The 17,774-nt window shown below is 50.7% G+C and carries 19 protein-coding genes; 11 read left to right on the forward strand and 8 right to left on the reverse strand.

Going from position 1 to position 17,774, the window contains the following annotated elements; genetic code table 11:
• Window positions 1-35 precede the first annotated feature (35 nt).
• The gene (locus tag UC15_RS08495) at window positions 36-944 is read left to right on the forward strand and encodes a LysR family transcriptional regulator (protein ID WP_112288054.1); all 909 of its coding nucleotides are present in this window, start codon (window positions 36-38) and stop codon (window positions 942-944) included.
• Between the two features lie 20 nt (window positions 945-964).
• Here UC15_RS08495 and UC15_RS08500 read toward each other — a convergent pair whose 3' ends face one another.
• The 5 genes from UC15_RS08500 to UC15_RS08520 all read right to left on the reverse strand — a co-directional run bounded on the left by UC15_RS08500 (window position 965) and on the right by UC15_RS08520 (window position 6,838).
• On the reverse strand, window positions 965-1,606 hold the full coding sequence (locus tag UC15_RS08500) for a hydrolase (protein ID WP_112288055.1): 642 nt from the start codon (window positions 1,604-1,606) through the stop codon (window positions 965-967).
• 295 nt (window positions 1,607-1,901) lie between these two features.
• Entirely contained in the window at window positions 1,902-4,820 is a 2,919-nt protein-coding gene (locus tag UC15_RS08505; RefSeq protein ID WP_112288056.1) for an FKBP-type peptidyl-prolyl cis-trans isomerase N-terminal domain-containing protein, read from the reverse strand.
• A complete protein-coding gene (locus tag UC15_RS08510) occupies window positions 4,817-5,185 on the reverse strand; it encodes a hypothetical protein (RefSeq protein ID WP_112288057.1) in 369 nt (122 codons plus the stop codon). Before UC15_RS08510 ends, UC15_RS08505 begins: the two co-directional genes overlap by 4 nt.
• Before the next feature lie 430 nt (window positions 5,186-5,615).
• The gene (locus tag UC15_RS26245; RefSeq protein ID WP_112288058.1) at window positions 5,616-5,840 is read right to left on the reverse strand and encodes a helix-turn-helix domain-containing protein; all 225 of its coding nucleotides are present in this window, start codon (window positions 5,838-5,840) and stop codon (window positions 5,616-5,618) included.
• 65 nt (window positions 5,841-5,905) lie between these two features.
• The gene (locus UC15_RS08520) at window positions 5,906-6,838 is read right to left on the reverse strand and encodes a sugar-binding transcriptional regulator (RefSeq protein ID WP_112288059.1); all 933 of its coding nucleotides are present in this window, start codon (window positions 6,836-6,838) and stop codon (window positions 5,906-5,908) included.
• Window positions 6,839-7,071: 233 nt separating this feature from the next.
• Between UC15_RS08520 and UC15_RS08525 the strand changes: the two genes are divergently transcribed.
• From UC15_RS08525 to UC15_RS08550, 6 genes are all read left to right on the forward strand, one after another.
• Complete coding sequence (locus UC15_RS08525) at window positions 7,072-8,007, forward strand: tagatose-bisphosphate aldolase (RefSeq protein WP_112288060.1); 936 nt, start codon at window positions 7,072-7,074, stop codon at window positions 8,005-8,007.
• A complete protein-coding gene (locus tag UC15_RS08530) occupies window positions 8,000-8,596 on the forward strand; it encodes an AAA family ATPase (protein ID WP_112288061.1) in 597 nt (198 codons plus the stop codon). Before UC15_RS08525 ends, UC15_RS08530 begins: the two co-directional genes overlap by 8 nt.
• 205 nt (window positions 8,597-8,801) lie before the next feature.
• A complete protein-coding gene (locus tag UC15_RS08535) occupies window positions 8,802-9,245 on the forward strand; it encodes a PTS sugar transporter subunit IIA (RefSeq protein ID WP_112288062.1) in 444 nt (147 codons plus the stop codon).
• 65 nt (window positions 9,246-9,310) lie between these two features.
• Complete coding sequence (locus UC15_RS08540) at window positions 9,311-9,613, forward strand: PTS sugar transporter subunit IIB (RefSeq protein ID WP_112288063.1); 303 nt, start codon at window positions 9,311-9,313, stop codon at window positions 9,611-9,613.
• Window positions 9,614-9,670: 57 nt separating this feature from the next.
• Window positions 9,671-10,936 carry a PTS sugar transporter subunit IIC gene (locus UC15_RS08545; protein WP_112288064.1) on the forward strand — a complete coding sequence of 422 codons (1,266 nt, stop codon included), beginning with the start codon at window positions 9,671-9,673 and terminating at the stop codon, window positions 10,934-10,936.
• A gap of 20 nt (window positions 10,937-10,956) precedes the next feature.
• Complete coding sequence (locus tag UC15_RS08550; RefSeq protein WP_112288065.1) at window positions 10,957-11,262, forward strand: hypothetical protein; 306 nt, start codon at window positions 10,957-10,959, stop codon at window positions 11,260-11,262.
• A gap of 47 nt (window positions 11,263-11,309) precedes the next feature.
• Here UC15_RS08550 and UC15_RS08555 read toward each other — a convergent pair whose 3' ends face one another.
• On the reverse strand, window positions 11,310-12,209 hold the full coding sequence (locus tag UC15_RS08555) for a LysR family transcriptional regulator (RefSeq protein WP_112288066.1): 900 nt from the start codon (window positions 12,207-12,209) through the stop codon (window positions 11,310-11,312).
• A gap of 115 nt (window positions 12,210-12,324) precedes the next feature.
• Between UC15_RS08555 and UC15_RS08560 the strand changes: the two genes are divergently transcribed.
• Both UC15_RS08560 and UC15_RS08565 read left to right on the forward strand, forming a co-directional pair.
• On the forward strand, window positions 12,325-12,507 hold the full coding sequence (locus UC15_RS08560; protein ID WP_095923902.1) for a 4-oxalocrotonate tautomerase: 183 nt from the start codon (window positions 12,325-12,327) through the stop codon (window positions 12,505-12,507).
• Between the two features lie 154 nt (window positions 12,508-12,661).
• Window positions 12,662-13,609 (forward strand): DMT family transporter, encoded by a 948-nt coding sequence (locus UC15_RS08565; RefSeq protein WP_112288067.1) that lies wholly within the window; start codon window positions 12,662-12,664, stop codon window positions 13,607-13,609.
• Window positions 13,610-13,734: 125 nt separating this feature from the next.
• Here UC15_RS08565 and msrA read toward each other — a convergent pair whose 3' ends face one another.
• Window positions 13,735-14,277, reverse strand: coding sequence for a peptide-methionine (S)-S-oxide reductase MsrA (gene msrA, locus UC15_RS08570; protein ID WP_112288068.1), 543 nt, complete (start codon window positions 14,275-14,277; stop codon window positions 13,735-13,737).
• Window positions 14,278-14,497: 220 nt separating this feature from the next.
• On the opposite strand from msrA, the gene UC15_RS08575 reads away from it, so the two are divergent.
• Window positions 14,498-15,133, forward strand: coding sequence for a carbonic anhydrase (locus UC15_RS08575; RefSeq protein ID WP_095923905.1), 636 nt, complete (start codon window positions 14,498-14,500; stop codon window positions 15,131-15,133).
• A 163-nt stretch (window positions 15,134-15,296) separates the two neighbouring features.
• Window positions 15,297-16,424 carry a GNAT family N-acetyltransferase gene (locus UC15_RS08580; protein WP_112288069.1) on the forward strand — a complete coding sequence of 376 codons (1,128 nt, stop codon included), beginning with the start codon at window positions 15,297-15,299 and terminating at the stop codon, window positions 16,422-16,424.
• An 8-nt stretch (window positions 16,425-16,432) separates the two neighbouring features.
• Here the strand turns inward: UC15_RS08580 and UC15_RS08585 are convergent.
• The coding region (locus UC15_RS08585; protein WP_112288071.1) for an ABC transporter ATP-binding protein at window positions 16,433-17,774 on the reverse strand (1,342 nt) is incomplete at its 5' end.

Raw genomic sequence — 17,774 nt, forward strand, 5'->3', positions numbered from 1 at the left:
TTTCCGGTATTCAACCCTTTTTAGTGGGAAAAAGAATGCGATTAAACCTTGAAGCCCTGCTGATCCTCGACGCGTTAGACCGTCACGGTACGTTTGCCGCGGCGGGTGCCAGACTGTTTAAAACCGCATCGGCACTGAGTTATACCGTGCAGAAAATGGAAAGTGATCTGAACATTAAACTGCTGGATCGCTCCGGCCATCGCGCCACTTTTACCCCAACAGGTCGTCTGATGCTGGACAAAGGCCGCGTGCTGTTGCGCGCTGTCAGCGAACTGGAGCAACAGGCGCAGTACGTTGAAAGCGGCTGGGAAAGCAAACTGACCATCAGCCTTGATGCCTCCGTACCCTTCGCGCTGCTTACGCCGCTGATTGACCGCTTTTACGCAGAGCATCAGCATACCCAATTATTATTCCGCCACGACGTGCTCGGCGGTTGCTGGGAAGCACTGAGTTATGGCGAAGCTGACATCGTATTTGGTGCCGTACAGGAACCTCTCACGCGCAGCGGCATTGAATATCGTCCGATCGGCTGGCTGGAATATGTGTTTGCCGTTGCGCCGCATCACCCGCTGGCCTCGATGCCGCAACCGCTGGTGCGCGAGCAAATCCGCCAGTATCGCGCCGTGGTCGTTCACGATACGTCCCGCCACAGCACTGGCGCTGATTTGCGCGTGCTCGATGAGCAGAAAATGCTGAGCGTTCATGACTTTAATGCCAAAGTTCATGCACAAATCGCCGGGCTGGGTTGCGGCTATCTGCCACGTTATCTGGCCGCGCCCCATCTGGAAAGCGGCGCGCTGGTTGAACGTCGCCTCGATTCGGAAACCCGCCGCGATCAGGCCTTTATGGCCTGGAACGACAATGCCACCGGCAACGCTGCCATGTGGTGGCGGGAGAATTTGCAGGATTTCGACGGACTGAGCACCGTCTATAGCCCGGAATAACCGGGCTATACATTCAGGCATTAACTCTGACGCTGTGGCGCTTTGTGCACCATGGTGTAGGCATAATCGACGCCCATACCGTAGGCACCGCTGTGCTCGCGCACCAGATCCATGACTGCGTCGTAAGTCTCTTTACGTGACCAGTCGCGCTGGTATTCGAGCAGAACCTGCTGCCAGGTCACCGGCACCGCACCGGCCTGCACCATACGGTCGATGGAACGTTCGTGAGCATCCACGCTGGTGCCGCCGGAGGTGTCGGTCACCACATACACTTCATAGCCTTCTTTCAGCGCCATCAGCGCCGGGAACGTCAGACACACTTCGGTCCACAATGCAGAGATAATCAGTTTTTTACGGCCCGTGGCTTCTACCGCTTTCACGAATGCCGCATCTTCCCAGGAATTCATCGAGGTACGCTCAATCGGCTTCACATCAGGATGAACCGCCAGCAGTTCCGGCCAGATATAGCCGCTGAAGCTTTCCGTTTCGACTGAGGTGTAAATCACCGGCACGTTAAAAACTTTGCCCGCTTTAGCCAGAGCGACCGTATTATTTTTAAGCTGCTGGCGATCGATATTGGCGACGCCGAATGACATTTGCGGCTGATGGTCGATGAAAATCAGGGTGGAATTCTGTGGGTCCAGCAGATCGAATTTAGACATTTTCATTTCCTCTCAGAGTGCATTGTTGGGTTGTGTTTTTGTATTTAACGTTGTGTTGTTGTGCTGCTGGAATTAACAATAGGACAGGACTTCAAAAGCAGATAGCGGAAAGAATTTGGCAACTTGTTCAGATTTTTTTGACAGGAGTCAGCCTATATCAACAGTCGTCAATACAGCTTTTTTTTTTCAGTCAGACAGGAACAACAAAATCTTTTTTGTAATCCGCAAAATCGACGCTGAAGAAACAAAAAAGGCAGGTGATTTGATCATCACCTGCCTTTTTTATCCGACCAATTTAGTTGTCTTTAACGCCTAATATTTTGATCTTCATGATGGAAAGCGAATTCGGCGGAATTTTTCCCGGAATGCCGTCTTTGCCATACGCCAGTTCAGGCGGAATGTAGATTGTGGCTTCACCTTGCAAGCCAAGCTTAAGCACAACCTCCTGAAGAACTGCCGGAATTTCCGTCACAGCGGCGCTGATCACATTGTTGTCTTTTTCACTGGCAATGACTTTACCGTCACCCAACGTCTCAACAATCTGCAGACGAATACTCTTATCCATCGTAACTTTTGGCTGTGAGCCCGGCTTGGTGATGAGATAAATGAAGCCTGATTTTGCTTTAACTGCACCTTTGACTTTGCCCGCTTTATTCAGGATTTTCTGGTTATTCTCTTCATTCGAGGATTTTTGCTTTTCCTGACGTGAGCGAATATCAGTATCCAGACTGTTCAGCGACTCTCTCATGTCGGCTGTTGACATGCTGGACAGCTCATTCATCCGGTCAACAAAGCCTTTGATAATCACATTGCGATCAATTTTCTCACCGGCAGAAACCACCTGTTCGATTTTTGAATTCGCGGCTTGCCCCAGCAAATACCCGACAGAATAAGAGCGTCCGGTTTTCTTACTTTCTTTCGCCTGCAGTGTTTTTAGTTCTGCGTCACTGAGCCGTTCTCCGCCAGATTGTGTAACGGCAGCGATGCTGTGTGAGGCGAGATCTTTTTTGGTTTTTTCCAGTTCAGCTGTCAGCTTACTTTTTTCTTCGGCGGCGTTATTCGCAGCCTGCTGACTTTCAGTGAGCTGGCTGGTCAGGCGTTTAACTTCCTCAGAAGATTTTGAGAGTGCCGCCTGAGATATCTGATAATCGCTCTGCGATTTTTTGTTCGTGACCTCAGAAGCCGCCAGTTTTTCACTCTGGTCAGCACTTTGTTTCTGCAAGTCGGCCAACTGAGTTTTCAACTGCGCTGCGTCATCCGCGGCTTCTTTGAGGGTTTTCTGCAAGGCCAGGTAGTCAGCCTGTGACTTTTTATTGGCAGCTTCTGACGCTGACAATTTGTCATTCTGCTCAGCGCTTTGTTTTTTCAGGTCAGTCAGCTGGGTTTTAAGCTGGGCATTCTCATCAGCAGTTTGATTGACGCTTTTCTGCAAGGCCAGATAATCAGCCTGTGATTTTTTGATGACCGCTTCAGACACAGACAGTTTGTCATTCTGCGAAGCGTCCTGTTTTTGCCTGTCCGCCAGCTGGTTTTTCAGCTGAACATTTTCATCAGCGGCCTTTTTAAGGGTTTGCTGTAAAGCCGCATAATCAGCCTGAGATTTTTTAGCAGCAGCATCTGACACAGACAGTTTGTCATTCTGCGTAGCGGCTTGTTTTTGCACTGCTGCCAGCTGGATTTTCAGCTGAGCATTTTCTTCAGCGGCCTGTTTGAGGGTTTTCTGCAAAGCCATAGAGTCAGCCTGAGATTTCTTATTAACCGCGTCTGACGCTGACAATTTGTCATTCCGCGCAGCGCCCTGTTTTTGCAGGTCTGCAAGCTGCGACTTCAACTGCGCATTCTCGTCTGCAGCCTTTTTAAGGTTTGTTTGCAGAGTCTGATTTTCATTCAGTGATTTGTTATTTGCAGCCACGGCAAACGCAATTTTTTCGTTCTGGCTGGCACCCTGTTTCTCCAGGGTGGACAGTTGAGTTTTCAGTTGCGCATTTTCAGCGGCAGCTTGTTTTGCGGTCATTTGCAGTTCAACCACATTGGCTTGCGATTTGTTGCCTGTACTTTCTAAAGCGTGCAATTTTTCGGCTTCTGCCTTGGATTGCTTTTGCAGCGTCTCGAACTGCGTTTTGAGCTTATGATTTTCTTCTGTCGCCTGCTGTAATGTCGCATTCAGCACCGCGAATTCTGCCAGCGATTTACCGTTGGCGCGTCCAGAGGAGACCAGTTGTTCGATGCGCGCGGAGGATTGCTTTTTCACGGTATCAAGTTGCGTTTTGATCTGCGCATTCTCAGTGCTTAATTTCTTAAAACTCGCCTCAAGGGTAGCAATTTCCTTCTGGGCTTTTTTGGTCGCCAGCTGAGAGGTGGCCACTTGCTCGGAGGCTTTTTTCGCTGAGCCGTCCTGACTGGTTTTAAACGCCGTTAGCTGGGCTTTCAATGCGGCATTTTCACTCATTGTCTTTTTCAAAGACTGCTGAATATCAGCCATTTCGTCTTTTGATTTTTTTGTCATTGTCTGGGCGACTGATAACTTTTCGCTCAGGCTTTCGGCTTGTTTCTGGCTACCCTGAAGCTTCTGCAACTTAGATGCCATCTGCTGGTTTTCTTGTTGTGTGTTTTTCAGCAAATTTTGCAGTTTTTTCAGTTCATCCTGCGCTTTCTTCTGCGCAAGCTTTTGGTCTGCAGATGGTGAGGCAACGGCAGGTTTGGCTTTTAATGCCTCGATCTGAACTTGTAGTTGTTGGTTTTCTTTTTGCGTATCCGCGAAGGATTTCTGCAAGGCAGCATATTGATCACGTGATTTTTCTGCTGTGGATTTTGCCGTCTCGAGGGATTTTTTTAGCTGCTCGTTAGCCTTGATATCGGCCTTGCTCTTCATCTCGCTGACATCTGCTGTGGCAGAGGGAACACGCACAGGCTGAGGTGTTTTAGGGGCTTTTTTTACCGGAGCCGGAGAAGGTTTAGGCCGCGACTGCGACGGCGGCGCGACGGCTTTTTCAACAGGTGTTTTTGGGACGACGATATCTTTTGGAGGCTGAATCAGCGGAGTGGAAGTCTTATTTTTTTCCGCAAAAACAGACGATTCCGGAGCAGAAATTAAATTTTCACTCTGCAACTGATCTAAAAGGCTCAGATTAGCATCAACGGAATCTTCAGCATGTGCCCCCTGTATGTTGATCAGTAACAGAATCAGGAAGAAAGACTTCACTCGCGCCATCATATTTTATTCACTTCCTGAGAGCGCTCGTCCATGCTCTTAAAGGTCGCACCTTTAACTCTTGCGCAGATAAGTTTCAATTTTGAGTCCAGTTCGATGTTCAGAATTTCCTGCGCATCTTTGTTTATCAGACCCTTATTCGTTTTGTAAACATCATAAGATTTTGTCAGCTGATTAAATTGTTGCTGATAAATATCAAAATCATGAGGAGAAAGACGCTGTAATGCTTTGAATTCGTTAACACAGGTATTATTCGTACCTTTATTAACTGACGTGTCTTTAATTGTAGGCACATTATTTTTCGTGCTACATGCACTCAATGCGATTAACGCAATGAGAGTCAAAGACATTGAGCAAGGCTTATTCATGTAGATTATCCTGTAGGGTTTTACTGCTAGAACAAATTATTTTCCCAGCAAAAGACCCTGTGGAACACCCACTTTCACTGAAATTATTATTTAGCAAAACCACTAATAGACAAAAAGCCATTATAATCAATATATTGCACTAATAAAAAGAAAATCAGACTTCTTTTTTATGCTAAAAAATAGAAGAAATTTTCGATTTAACGATGCCTCAGCCCATGAAAAAGGAGGCAAAAACTGACATATATCATCATTCATTTTCAGAAAACTCAGGGAATAAGTAAATACTGATTCACATTTTCGGATAAAACGGAATGCCCCTCAATCGCGATTAGGATGATTAGTACACATCTTTATATCACGTGCAGAGGGAACAGACTGAGTATCGGATCTGTGGTTTTCAGGGTTAAAAACCAGCTGTGTGTTATGGCATCTATCTGGACAGCAGAAACTGCCCCGCAGCGGTGGATTTAAACGCTCTGGGAGGGAGGCCAAATTCGCGCCGGAAGCAGGTAGCAAAATAAGAGTGGTCATCAAAGCCGATGTCCTGAGCTATCGAGGCAATCGGTTTATTCGGATACAGCAACAGATACCTTCTTTCATTGGTGTTGTTCTCAACATAGAACAGGTGACGGCCCGTGATCCGCAAAAAAGGCATCTCCGCAAAGGAATGCCTTTTTCTTTTAAGAACGTCTGTTGAGAACGTCTTTTACATAAACAGCGTCAGAACACCGGCAATTTATCCAGAATCGCCTGAGCGGTATTCACGTCCGTCACTAACGAATTGATCATCCCTGAACGCACCGCGCCAATAATCCCCGCCGCTTTTTCCGGCGTGGCCGCCACGCCGATGGTCAGCGGTGTTTTGCGCAACTGTTCAACCGAGGCCGCGATCATCCGCTCCTCACCTTCCCAGTGCAATAATTCTCCGGATTCAGTGAAGTAATGGCGCAACACATCACCCGCCGCATCGCTCAGTGCCTGCTCGCCCGGCGTGGCGGTGGTGGATTCACTGGGCTTGGGTGTATGTGTCAGTCCTACGCCGACAATCGCCGCATCAAGCCGGTCCCACAGCCCGATAATTTCCTTCACGCTCGGGTCTGCGAGAAACGCATCGCGTAATTCCGCAGATGAAAGATAAGGCGCGTGCAGAAAATATGGCGTGCCTTCCATCTGTTCCGCCGCACGACGCACGAATTCGGTTATCTGAAAATGCGGTGCCGATTGTTGCATACCGCCGTTAAGTGCGACGGTCTTGATCCCCGGAAGACGCGGCATGCCAGCCAGCGTGACTTCGCGCACCGCCCTTCCCCAGCCGATGCCGAGTACCGATCCCGCGCCTAAACCGGCTTCCTGTAAAAGAGCAGCCAGCGGCGTCGCCAGTGCGCCCAGCACATTGCCCGGCGGCGCATCCACGACATACGCATGTTTCAGTCCGAGACGTTTTATCAGGTCAGATGTCATGTCTTCCGGCGACGATAATCCCACCACTTCGATGCGCACAATCCCCGCCGCGCGGGCTTTATTCAACAACCGGGAGATGGTTGCCGTTGACACATCCAGCTTGCGCGCAATCTCCACCTGAGACATATCAGACTCGTAATGCAGCTTGGCCACCAGATGCATCATGGCACGCGTTGCTGCAATATCTTGCAAAATTGGCTCTTTCAGCTTGAAATTCCTTTCAGTAATGAATTACACTCAAATCGTCGATTGAGGGATTATTGCGCAACACCTGTGAAAATGCAATGTGCCGGATCGGGCGTCAGGCCTTGTAAAACGGCGTGTTACGCGATTTTCCGCCCCTTTTCTTCAGAGGGCAAAGACAGAACGTCCAGTGTAATCGAGATTTTTTCATCTGTAATAAATTTCACGCAAAGGAGAGTTCCATGTCAAAAATGTCTACTTCAGAATTACGCAGCTATCAGCAGATTTGTGGCAAGAACGGCGCGATGCTGGTGATCGCCTGTGACCAGCGCGGCGCCATGCGCAGCCTGCTCGCCAGCGACCCGCAGCAACAATCCGCCATTTCAGAACATGAGCTCGGGCTGATTAAAGCCGACATCACCCAATATCTCGCCAGCAAAGCCTCCTGCGTTCTGGTCGATCCGGTCTGCGCCGTGCCACAACTGGTGGACAACGGCATTATTGCCCGCGATACCGCGCTGCTGATTGGTCTCGATGCGTCGGGCTGGGACATTTCGCCGGAAGGCTACCGACTGTCACGGCTGGTGGCGAATGTCGACGCGCGTCGTGTGCGTGAACTCGGCGCGACCGGCGGCAAAATCATGGTGTATCTGCGTTCTGATCAGGAAGCGGCAAACCGTCATAACATCGATATTCTGCGCCAGTGTATTGAAGATTTCGCCCGCGAAGATCTGCTGCTGGTGGTGGAGTTCCTGACCTATAAACTCGACAACGAAACCGAGGAAGAATATAAAGAAAAAGTCCCGTCCCTGATTTATGGCGGCACAAAGATTTGCCTGGAATGCGGCGCGAAAGTGCTGAAACTGCCTTATCCGGGCTCAAAACAAGCCTGTGCTGATATCACAACACTGGCCGGCGACGTGCCGTGGGCCGTGCTTTCAGCGGGCGTGGATCATTCCACCTTCCTCAAACAAGTGGCGGATGCCATGAGCGAAGGCGCATCAGGCGTTATCGCAGGGCGTTCATTGTGGAAAGACTGTATTTCTCTGGATCGCAACGCGACGAAATCCCGTCTGGAATCGCTGGCGGTACCGCGTCTGAACGAACTTCAGGCCGTCATTCAGCAGTATTTCCATGCACCGGCACATTACCCAACACAACAGGTGGAACATGTCTGAAAACAGAAGCGCCTCACGAAATGGCTTTACCGGCAAACGCGTCATCCTGGTGAACGGGATCCCGGCGTCAGGTAAAAGCTGGCTCGCCGTTGAGCTTTCTGCATACAGCGGCTGGTTACAACTGTCGCTTGATGGCATCAAAAATCCATTTCTTCAGCGATTAGAGAATGTTGACCGCCCTTTTAACCGCGTGCTCGGGCTGGCAAGTTATCAGGTTATCTGGGACATCATCGGCGGCGCGCCCGAAGGCAGCACCTTTATTGTCGATGCGTGGTTTGGTTTTCAGCCCAAAGACGTGTTGCAGGATTATCTGCAACGGGCGGGCGTCACGCAGGTGGTGGAAGTCTGGTGTCAGATTGATGCTGAACTGGCGGCGGAACGTTTTTCCTCACGACTGGGCGAACGCTTACCGGGACATGTCGGGGCAGAATATATTCCCGAATTAAAAATTCTCGCTGGAAATGCACGACCAATAACCACGGGGCCAGTTTATTCTGTTGACCAGAATGTTATTGGACAAAATAAGCCTGTGAATATTGTTGATATTCACGAGTGGATAATGAATTCATTCGACACCCAACGACAATAAATACTGACCAGAGGAAATATTCATTAACTGAAAAGTAAGCTAATTCTGATATCAGGACTTCGTTAATACATTACTATCATTTATTCCTACACGTCGCCTGAAATTATTATCTTTCACTGATGACTAACAGGACTGGATAGATCACAGTTTTTATTTTAATTAAATATCATACTGAGAAAAGACACTATTCCTATGCAGAGGTATTATGTTAAGCGACTGGATTAATGAAAGTAACACTACGATTATTACCAAAATTGATGACTGGAAAAGTGCCGTGGCATTGGCCGTGCAACCTTTAATAAATTCGGGTGCGGCCGAAAGCCGCTATCTTCAGGCAATATATGACATGCACCGGGAAATCGGGCCTTATTATGTATTGGGAGAAGGTATTGCCATGCCGCACGCCAGGCCGGAAGAAGGCGTGATCAGAACGGCACTGTCTCTGGTGATTGTTTCAGAAGGCGTTGAGTTTGGCAGTGAAGATAATGACCCGGTTTACGTCATCTTCGCGCTGGCCGCCGTGGACAGCCATTCGCACATTGAAATGATTGCCAGCCTTTCTCATCTTTTCTGTGATGACGAAGCCGCACAGAGGCTAAAAACCAGTAAAAACAAGCAGGAAGCGTTAGACATCATCCGACAATTTTAAACGTGAAGTGAAAAGAGATAAACATAACCCTTTATGAACACCTACAAAGAACGTAAGGAAAAATGATGAAAAAGCTATCAATCCTGGCGGTATGCGGTGCGGGTCTGGGCAGCAGTTTTGCCTGTGAAATGAGTATCGAAGCGGCACTGAAAGATTTGGGTGTGGAAGCCGATTTATCACATTGTGATATTTCCAGCGCCACGTCATCCCGGGCCGACATAATTATGACCGGCGAAAATTTCCGTTCGCAATTTCAGCATTACACGATTAACGCCAATATTATATATCTGAAAAGACTGGTTGATAAAAACGAAATCAAAACTAAGCTGACACCGGTGTTACAGGAAATGGGACATCTGGCTGTCTGATAATAAAAAATTTTAACTCCAACAGAACAATTACCGTGAACTCTACAGGGGACGCTTATGTCTTTCCTTCACTTTATTGTCAATGATGTATTAGGCCAGGCATCAATATTAATATCACTGATCGCCATGATTGGTCTGATTGCATTAAAGAAAAGCATCGGGCAAGTTATTACCGGCACATTAAAAACGCTTCTGGGTTTTCTGGTATTGCTTTCCGGCGCCAGTATTATTGTCAATGCACTGACCTTTCTGGGTGAAATATTCCAGAAAGGGTTTCATATGCGCGGCATTGTTACCGACGTCGGTTCTATTGCCGGTATCGCACAACAAACCCTCGGGCGTGAAACCGCATTAATTATGGTACTGGCGTTTATCGTCAATATCCTGATTGCCCGCCTGACCCGCTTCAAATACATCTTCCTGACCGGCCAGGCGTCACTGTGGATGGCGACGGTATGTTCCGTGATCGGCTACATGGGCGGCCTGCGTGGTACGGAACTGATCCTGACCGGCGGGATAATTGCGGGCGTCATGGCGGTCGGAATGCCGGTGCTGGCACAACCGATTGTGCGTAAAATTACCGGCTCTGATGACATTGCGCTCGGTCATTTCTGCACCATCGGTTATATCGTGCAGGCGGGCGTGGCGAAAATTACCGGCGATGTCAGTAAAAGCACCGAAGACTTTGAACTGCCGCAATCCTTCTCTTTCCTGCAGGACACCTACCTGTCGATGATGGTGGTGATGATCCCGATTTACCTGATCCCGGCGATTGCCGCGGGCCCGGAAGTCGTCGCGCCTTACGCCAACAGCGTTAACTATCTGGTCTATTCGTTCCTGCAATCCATTCAGTTTGTGGTGGGCGTTTACGTACTGCTGTCGGGTGTCCGCCTGCTGCTGGCAGAAATTGTCCCGGCTTTCCGCGGTATCGCCCTGCGTATTGTGCCGAACGCCATCCCGGCGCTCGACTGTCCGGTGCTTTTCCCTTACGCACCTAATGCCGTCATTATCGGGTTTATCTCCACCACTATCGGCTCTGTTATCGGCATGTTCCTGTTCCCGAGTCTCGGGCTGGCGATGATTTTACCGGGGATGCTGACTAACTTCTTCGCGGGCGGCACGGCGGGCATCTTCGGTAATGCGGTCGGCGGACGACGCGGCGCGATTATCGGCGGTATCTTCCACGGCCTGTTTATCACCCTGCTGCCTGCATTATTACTGCCGCTGCTCGGTAAGTTTGGCTTCTCGAACGTGACGTTCAGTGATTCGGACGTCATCAGCGTCGGGCTGGTATTCGGTCACATTCTCAACTTCTTCCACTAAGCGAGCCGGAGGTTATGGTTATGGACACACGTATTGAGCAAATTTTAGCGCAACACCTGCCGCCACAGGATTCGGCGAAAGCGCTCAACGAGCTGGGAAAACAGTATCAGGAACAGGAGGATCTGGACGGCGCGATTGCCTGCTGGGAGCAGAGTATGGCGTGCTATGGCAAGCCGGGATTTGCGCAAGCGCAGCTGATGAAAGCCTATAACGCGCGGCGGCGGCAGTGTTCTGAAGCCGGTGACGGTAAAGGACTGGAGCGATATTCTGAAAAAATCGATGCGCTGATGCAGCAAAGCAAAGATGCGATACGCTACGGATTCTGAGGCACCTAAAAGCCAGGACAAAAGTTCTGGCTTTTGTTTTCCGGCGACTATGCCTGACTGTTTTCACCCAGCCGTTCGATAAGGAAATCAATCACGCTGCGTAGCTTGGCGGAGGGGCGACTGTCCTGATGATAAATCAGGTACAACGGCGTCGGTTTATATGACCACTGCGGCAGTACAGGCACCAGACGGCCTTGCGCAATATCGTCTATCAATACGTAATCAGGTTGCAGAACAATGCCGCAGCCGCTGAGTGCGGCAATCCTGAGCGCGTTGCCCTGATTAGACATAAAGCGCCCGTTGATAAAGGCCTTAAACGTCTCGCCCTCTGGCCCGGTCAGGTCCCAGCGGTCCTGATGCAGCCAGTAAGACATCCCCAGACAACTGTAATTACCCAACTGGTCAGGATGTTCCGGTATGCCGTGCTGTCGGATATAGTCTGGCGAAGCGGCCAGTATTCGGCGATATGGCCGTAAAGGACGCGCGACCACACCCGGTTCGCATACCTCGCCGATCTGAATACCCAGCTCGTAATTTCCCTCCGTCAGATTGGGCACCCGGTTATCCAGATTCAGCATGACGTTTACGTCGGGATTGCGGGCCATATAAAGGCTCAGTTCCGGCACCAGACGCTGACCGCCGAAGCTCACCGGGGCAACCATACGCACCAGTCCTTTAGGCGCGGACTGTAATTCCATCGCACTATTCTCAGCGAGCGCGACTTCCGATAAGACCCGGCGGCAGCGTTCAAAATAGAGTTGCCCGACTTCCGTCAGTTGCTGTCGCCGGGTCGTGCGATGCAACAGACGTGCGCCCAGCCGCTGCTCAATCTTCCGGATTTGCTTACCCACCATCGTGGGCGAGACGTCGCTGGCTATCGCCGCTGCCGTGAAACTGCCACATTCCACCACTCTGACAAACATCTCCATCCCGGACAATTTGCTCATGATTAACAACCCACAGGTTTCAATTCATTCAACTTAACACATATTTATTCTTCTCAATCCTTACGTAGAATAGGTTTTGCCCCGCTGTGAGGGGCCTAATCAATAAGGATTTACTATGCCGATGATCCGTTTAGAAATGCTGCCAGGCCGTACTGCTGAACAAAAACGCGACTTTGCCCGCGAAGTGACCCGCGTCGCGGTGGAAACCCTTAAATGTAAGCCTGAAAGTGTCGATGTGGTGATCACTGAAATTCCTAAATCACATTGGGCAAAAGGGGGAGAACTGATGGGGGATTAATTTCCCCGGTCTGAAAATGTCAGTCGGCAGCTGTTTATTTTTAATGTGCTGACTGACGAAATAATCGTGTTGTGCCAGACGTATTTCCGCCTTAATTCGTATCAGCCTCCCGCTTTAATAAAATCAGAACGTAACTCAACCGGAACATAAAGAAATGAAAAATTCTTATTCTGCGGGCGTTTTCTGCTGCCTGATCGCCACCCTTTCATGGGGTGCGACTTTCCCGATGATGACCAGTGCGCTGAGGCACCTCGATCCTTATACTTTTACCACGTTGCGTTATGGGTTCGCCGCTATCGCGTTAGTGACTGCACTGAGATTACGTGAAGGAAAAGAGGGGCTGAATCTGAAAGGTGAACGCGCCGGTCTGGCGTGGGTATTAGGTTCAGCAGCCTTTGTCGGTTTTGGCTTTTTTGTTTTTCTCGGCCAGCAAATGGCCGGGGAAAATGGCGCGCTAACCACGTCAATTATGATGGCCACCATGCCGATGCTGGGTATTCTGGTCAATGGCGTATTACGCAAAATTGTCCCGCCCGCCGTCTCTATCGGTCTGATTATGATGTCTTTCTTCGGGGTCATGACCGTGATCACCAAAGGGCACTATGCCAGCCTGTTTGATTCCCCTTCCAGCTACAAAGCCAACGCCCTGATTATTTTCGGCGCACTTTGCTGGGTTTTTTACACCGTAGGCGCGTCGTTTTTCCCGACCTGGTCACCGCTTAAATACACCGCCCTGACGAGCGTTCTCGGGATGTCCAGCGTGCTGGTATTAAACGCGCTGCTGTATATCACTGGCCTCGTGGCAGTACCCGCCGTTAGCGACTTCGAGTATGTGATCCCACATGTCTTTTACACCGCTTTTGTCGCCAGTTTTATCGGCATCCTGTGCTGGAATATTGGCAATAAAATCCTCACACCACTTAACGGGGTGTTGTTTATGGATGTTGTCCCGATCACGGCTTTCTCTATTTCAGCCCTGACCGGCATCAAGCCCGGCACACCTGAAATTGCCGGTGCCTGCATCACCGGTTTTGCCCTGATCCTCAACAATCTCTATCTGCGTTACCGCACACCTAAACGGGTAGTTGTCCGCACTCAATAAAGCCACACATTGCGATGTCATCCCGATGAAGTCCCGGAAACAAAAAAACCAGAACAGAGGTTCTGGTTTTTAATGTGGTCTTTTACTGTGAACTTTTACTGTGAACTTGCTGCCAATGTTGGCAATTACGGGTTCAGGGATTTCGTCCGCTGCGCAAAACTCTTACGCAGTTTTTGTAATTTCGGCGGGATCACCGCCATGCAATAACGGTTCTGCTGTCCGGCGCCGTCCCAGTAATTCTGGTGATAACCTTCAGCTACGTACACTTCACCGAGCGGTTCGATGCTGGTGACAATCGGATCACTGTGATCGTGCTGCGCGCGCAGGATTGCCGCTTCGGCCTCTGCTTTTTGCTGCTCATTCGCCGGAAAAATCGCCGAACGGTATTGCGTGCCGACGTCGTTACCCTGGCGGTTTAGCTGGGTTGGATCGTGCGTCACAAAGTGGATATCCAGCAAATCACCGTAGGTCAGTTTTTCAGGGTCAAACCCCACACGGATGGCTTCCGCATGGCCGGTCGTACCGGTACAAACCTGTTCATAATTCGGGTTCGGACGACGCCCGCCGGTATAAACGCTTTCCACCGACTCCACGCCGATGACGTCTTTAAACACCGCTTCTGTACACCAGAAACAGCCGCCACCGAAAATAGCGTATTCGATTGTCATACTGACTCCTTCACTCAGGGTATTGAGTAAATATGGGGACGGATAATGCTGAGATAAAGGTATGGCATTAAAAAAACAGAATGTGAAATGCTTATCGCCGGAAAATTATATTATTTTGCTACCGCTTATTTCCCTGTAAATAGTGTTGATATTGTGTCTGATTGATCTGCCTTTTTTTTCGTGGCAGACTCACTGGCATTGAAATACATGGAATTCCCCTATGAAAGACGTAATTGAAGGTTTCCTCAGATTCCAGAAAGAGGCGTTTCCGCAACGCTCTAAGTTATTCAAAGAACTCGCATTAAACCAAAATCCTAAGACCCTGTTTATCTCCTGTTCTGACAGCCGGTTAGTGCCGGAATTAGTCACGCAGCGTGAACCGGGCGAACTGTTTGTTATCCGTAATGCCGGTAATATTGTGCCGCCATTCGGTCCGGAACCGGGCGGCGTTTCCGCTACGGTTGAGTACGCGGTTAAAGCACTGGGCGTGAAAGATATCGTCATCTGCGGGCACTCAAACTGCGGCGCCATGAGCGCCATCGCTAACTGCACCTGTCTCGATCACATGCCTGCGGTTGCGCACTGGCTGCGTTATTCTGATGCCGCGAAAGCCATCAATGAATCCGTCGAACACGAAAACCCTGAGGCACGCGTCAACGGTATGGTGCACCAGAACGTGGTGGCTCAGCTGAGTAACCTGCGCACGCATCCTTGTGTCGCGGTCGCGCTGGCGAAAGGGGAAATCACCCTGCACGGCTGGGTGTATGATATTGAATCGGGTTGCATCGAAGCCTTTGATGCGAAAAGCGCCTCCTTTATTTCGCTGTCAGATAACCCGGAAGTCCGCGCCAGTTAATTGTCCGTTAAATAAAACATCCGGAACATTTTTAAATAATGTTCCGGATGATAAATCAGCGACTTAAGTCTTATTATATTATTATCTTAACCTCTGCCGTAATATCCCCCTGCCTGAACGACAGTTAACCGATTTCTCTTTTACGCCACAGCGAGAATAATTGATGCCTGTTATCACGTTAGACCGTCTGGCCGATTGTCCTGCTGCTCAGTGGGATGCGCTGGTGCCTGCGCAACAGCCGTTCCTCAGCTATGCCTTTTTATCGGCGCTGGAAGACAGCGCCAGCCTGGGCCCAAATTCAGGCTGGCGTCCGCAGCACCTGACCTGGCAGGAAAACGGCAACATCCTCGCCGCCATTCCCGGCTACCGCAAACGTCATTCCTATGGCGAATACGTGTTTGATCAGGGCTGGGCAGATGCCTGCCAGCGTTCCGGGATTGCTTATTACCCGAAATGGCTCGGCGCGGTGCCGTTCAGCCCGGTGACCGGCGCACGATTGCTGGGCGATGAACCGGCAGCAGTCAGTCTGTTGCAGGCGATACCAGATTATCTTGAAGAAAACGGTCTGACCGGCGCACACATCAATTTTACCGATGAACGCGCCAACCGGCTGATCGGAGCAGAACCCGTCTGGCAGCACCGGCAAGGGTTGCAGTATCACTGGCAAAACCGTGATTATCGCGATTTTCAGGATTACCTCGACGCGCTCACGTCGCGCAAGCGTAAACAGTTTCGCAAAGAGCGCGAACAGGTAGCGGCGCAGGGCATTGATTTTGTCTGGCTGGGAGGCGCGCAGGTCACTGAAGCGCAATGGGATTTCGTCTATGCCTGCTACAGCAATACCTATCACATTCGCGGTCAGTCGCCGTATCTGACCCGCGCATTCTTCAGCCTGCTGGCGGAAAGAATGCCTGAGGCGATCCGCGTGGTATTCGCGCAACAAAACGGTCGCGACGTAGCGATGGCGTTCAGCTTAATCAGCGGCGATACCTTCTACGGGCGTTACTGGGGCTGTCTGGCAGAATTCGACCGGCTGCATTTTGAAACCTGTTTCTATCAGGGGATGGAATACGCGATTGCCAGCGGCCTGAAACGGTTTGATGCGGGCGCACAGGGCGAACACAAACTGCTGCGCGGCTTTGAGCCGGTGATCACCGACTCATGGCACTATTTACGTCATCCGGGTTTACGTGATGCCGTGGAAGATTTTTTAGTAGAAGAACGTGCCGGCGTGCAGCGCTGGGCGGACGAAGCCCGTGAAGTGCTGCCCTACCGGCACGACGTCTGTTAAGTTCGGCCTTAATCCATACCGACAAATCCGCCGGTCTGATGTTGCCACAGGCGCGCATAAAGCCCGCCGTGCGCCAGCAGTTCGGCGTGATTGCCCATCTCGACAATCTGCCCTTTTTCCAGCACCACCAGCCGGTCCATTTTGGCAATCGTCGATAAGCGGTGCGCGATGGCAATTACGGTTTTGCCGCCCATGAGCGTCTCCAGACTTTCCTGAATCGCCGCTTCCACTTCGGAATCCAGCGCTGACGTGGCTTCGTCCATGATCAGGATCGGCGCGTTTTTCAGTAATACGCGGGCAATCGCAATACGCTGACGCTGGCCGCCGGAGAGTTTAACGCCGCGCTCACCGACATGGGCATCCAGCCCGGTTCTGCCCAGCGAATCATAAAGCTGCGGAATGAATTCATCGGCACGCGCCTGGCGGATTGCCAGCTGCAACTCTTCTTCCGTTGCTTCCGGCCTGCCGTACAGCAGGTTATCGCGGATAGAACGGTGCAGCAGCGAAGTGTCCTGCGTGATCATGCCGATTTGCGCTCGCAGGCTTTCCTGCGTGACCTCAGCAATATTCTGCTGGTCAATCACAATGCGGCCACCGTCGATGTCATACAGGCGCAGCAACAGGTTCACCAGCGTGGATTTCCCCGCGCCGGAAGGGCCGATCAGGCCGATCTTCTCGCCGGGGCGGATCGCCAGATCCAGATTGGGGATCACCCTGCCGCCTTTGCCAGAATTCTCTTTGCCAGAATTCTCTTTGCCATAATTCTCTTTGCCGTAATTCTCTTTGCCGTAATTAAACTGAATGTGATCAAAGTGGATCGCACCCTGATCGACTTTCAGCGCTTTCGCCTGCGGTTGATCGGTGACGGTCAGCGGTTTCGCAATGGTGTGCAGGCCATCCTGAACCATGCCGATATTTTCGAAAATACCGTTCACCACCCACATGATCCAGCCGGACATATTCACGATACGGATCACCAGACCGGTCGCCAGCGCGATGGCCCCGACGCTTATCAGCGACTGCGTCCACAACCACAGCGCCAGACCCGTGGTGCTGACAATCAGCAAGCCATTGAGTGTAGTAATCGATACGTCCATGCCGGTGACCAGACGCCCCGCCAGCTGAGTTTTCTCAGTCTGTTCGGTAATCGCTTCGCGGGCGTATTTCTGCTCCAGATCGGTATGCGCGAACAGTTTCAGCGTGGTGATATTGGTGTAACCGTCAACAATGCAGCCCATCAGTTTCGAGCGCGCTTCCGACGACTGCACCGAACGTTGTTTCACGCGCGGCACGAAATAACGCAGACAAACACCGTAACCGAATATCCAGATAATCAGCGGGATCATCAGC

Origin of the sequence: Rahnella sp. AN3-3W3 (genome assembly GCF_003263545.1) — a bacterium.
Taxonomy (GTDB): Bacteria; Pseudomonadota; Gammaproteobacteria; order Enterobacterales; family Enterobacteriaceae; genus Rahnella; species Rahnella variigena.

Bases quoted from the DNA above. Each gene is read 5' to 3' on its own strand.
- UC15_RS08495 (WP_112288054.1), top strand. From the start codon at position 36: ATGCGATTAAACCTTGAAGCCCTGCTGATCCTCGACGCGTTAGACCGT.
- UC15_RS08500 (WP_112288055.1), bottom strand. From the start codon at position 1,606: ATGTCTAAATTCGATCTGCTGGACCCACAGAATTCCACCCTGATTTTC.
- UC15_RS08505 (WP_112288056.1), bottom strand. From the start codon at position 4,820: ATGATGGCGCGAGTGAAGTCTTTCTTCCTGATTCTGTTACTGATCAAC.
- UC15_RS08510 (WP_112288057.1), bottom strand. From the start codon at position 5,185: ATGAATAAGCCTTGCTCAATGTCTTTGACTCTCATTGCGTTAATCGCA.
- UC15_RS26245 (WP_112288058.1), bottom strand. From the start codon at position 5,840: ATGCCTTTTTTGCGGATCACGGGCCGTCACCTGTTCTATGTTGAGAAC.
- UC15_RS08525 (WP_112288060.1), top strand. From the start codon at position 7,072: ATGTCAAAAATGTCTACTTCAGAATTACGCAGCTATCAGCAGATTTGT.
- UC15_RS08530 (WP_112288061.1), top strand. From the start codon at position 8,000: ATGTCTGAAAACAGAAGCGCCTCACGAAATGGCTTTACCGGCAAACGC.
- UC15_RS08535 (WP_112288062.1), top strand. From the start codon at position 8,802: ATGTTAAGCGACTGGATTAATGAAAGTAACACTACGATTATTACCAAA.
- UC15_RS08540 (WP_112288063.1), top strand. From the start codon at position 9,311: ATGAAAAAGCTATCAATCCTGGCGGTATGCGGTGCGGGTCTGGGCAGC.
- UC15_RS08545 (WP_112288064.1), top strand. From the start codon at position 9,671: ATGTCTTTCCTTCACTTTATTGTCAATGATGTATTAGGCCAGGCATCA.
- UC15_RS08550 (WP_112288065.1), top strand. From the start codon at position 10,957: ATGGACACACGTATTGAGCAAATTTTAGCGCAACACCTGCCGCCACAG.
- UC15_RS08555 (WP_112288066.1), bottom strand. From the start codon at position 12,209: ATGAGCAAATTGTCCGGGATGGAGATGTTTGTCAGAGTGGTGGAATGT.
- UC15_RS08560 (WP_095923902.1), top strand. From the start codon at position 12,325: ATGCCGATGATCCGTTTAGAAATGCTGCCAGGCCGTACTGCTGAACAA.
- UC15_RS08565 (WP_112288067.1), top strand. From the start codon at position 12,662: ATGAAAAATTCTTATTCTGCGGGCGTTTTCTGCTGCCTGATCGCCACC.
- msrA (WP_112288068.1), bottom strand. From the start codon at position 14,277: ATGACAATCGAATACGCTATTTTCGGTGGCGGCTGTTTCTGGTGTACA.
- UC15_RS08575 (WP_095923905.1), top strand. From the start codon at position 14,498: ATGAAAGACGTAATTGAAGGTTTCCTCAGATTCCAGAAAGAGGCGTTT.
- UC15_RS08580 (WP_112288069.1), top strand. From the start codon at position 15,297: ATGCCTGTTATCACGTTAGACCGTCTGGCCGATTGTCCTGCTGCTCAG.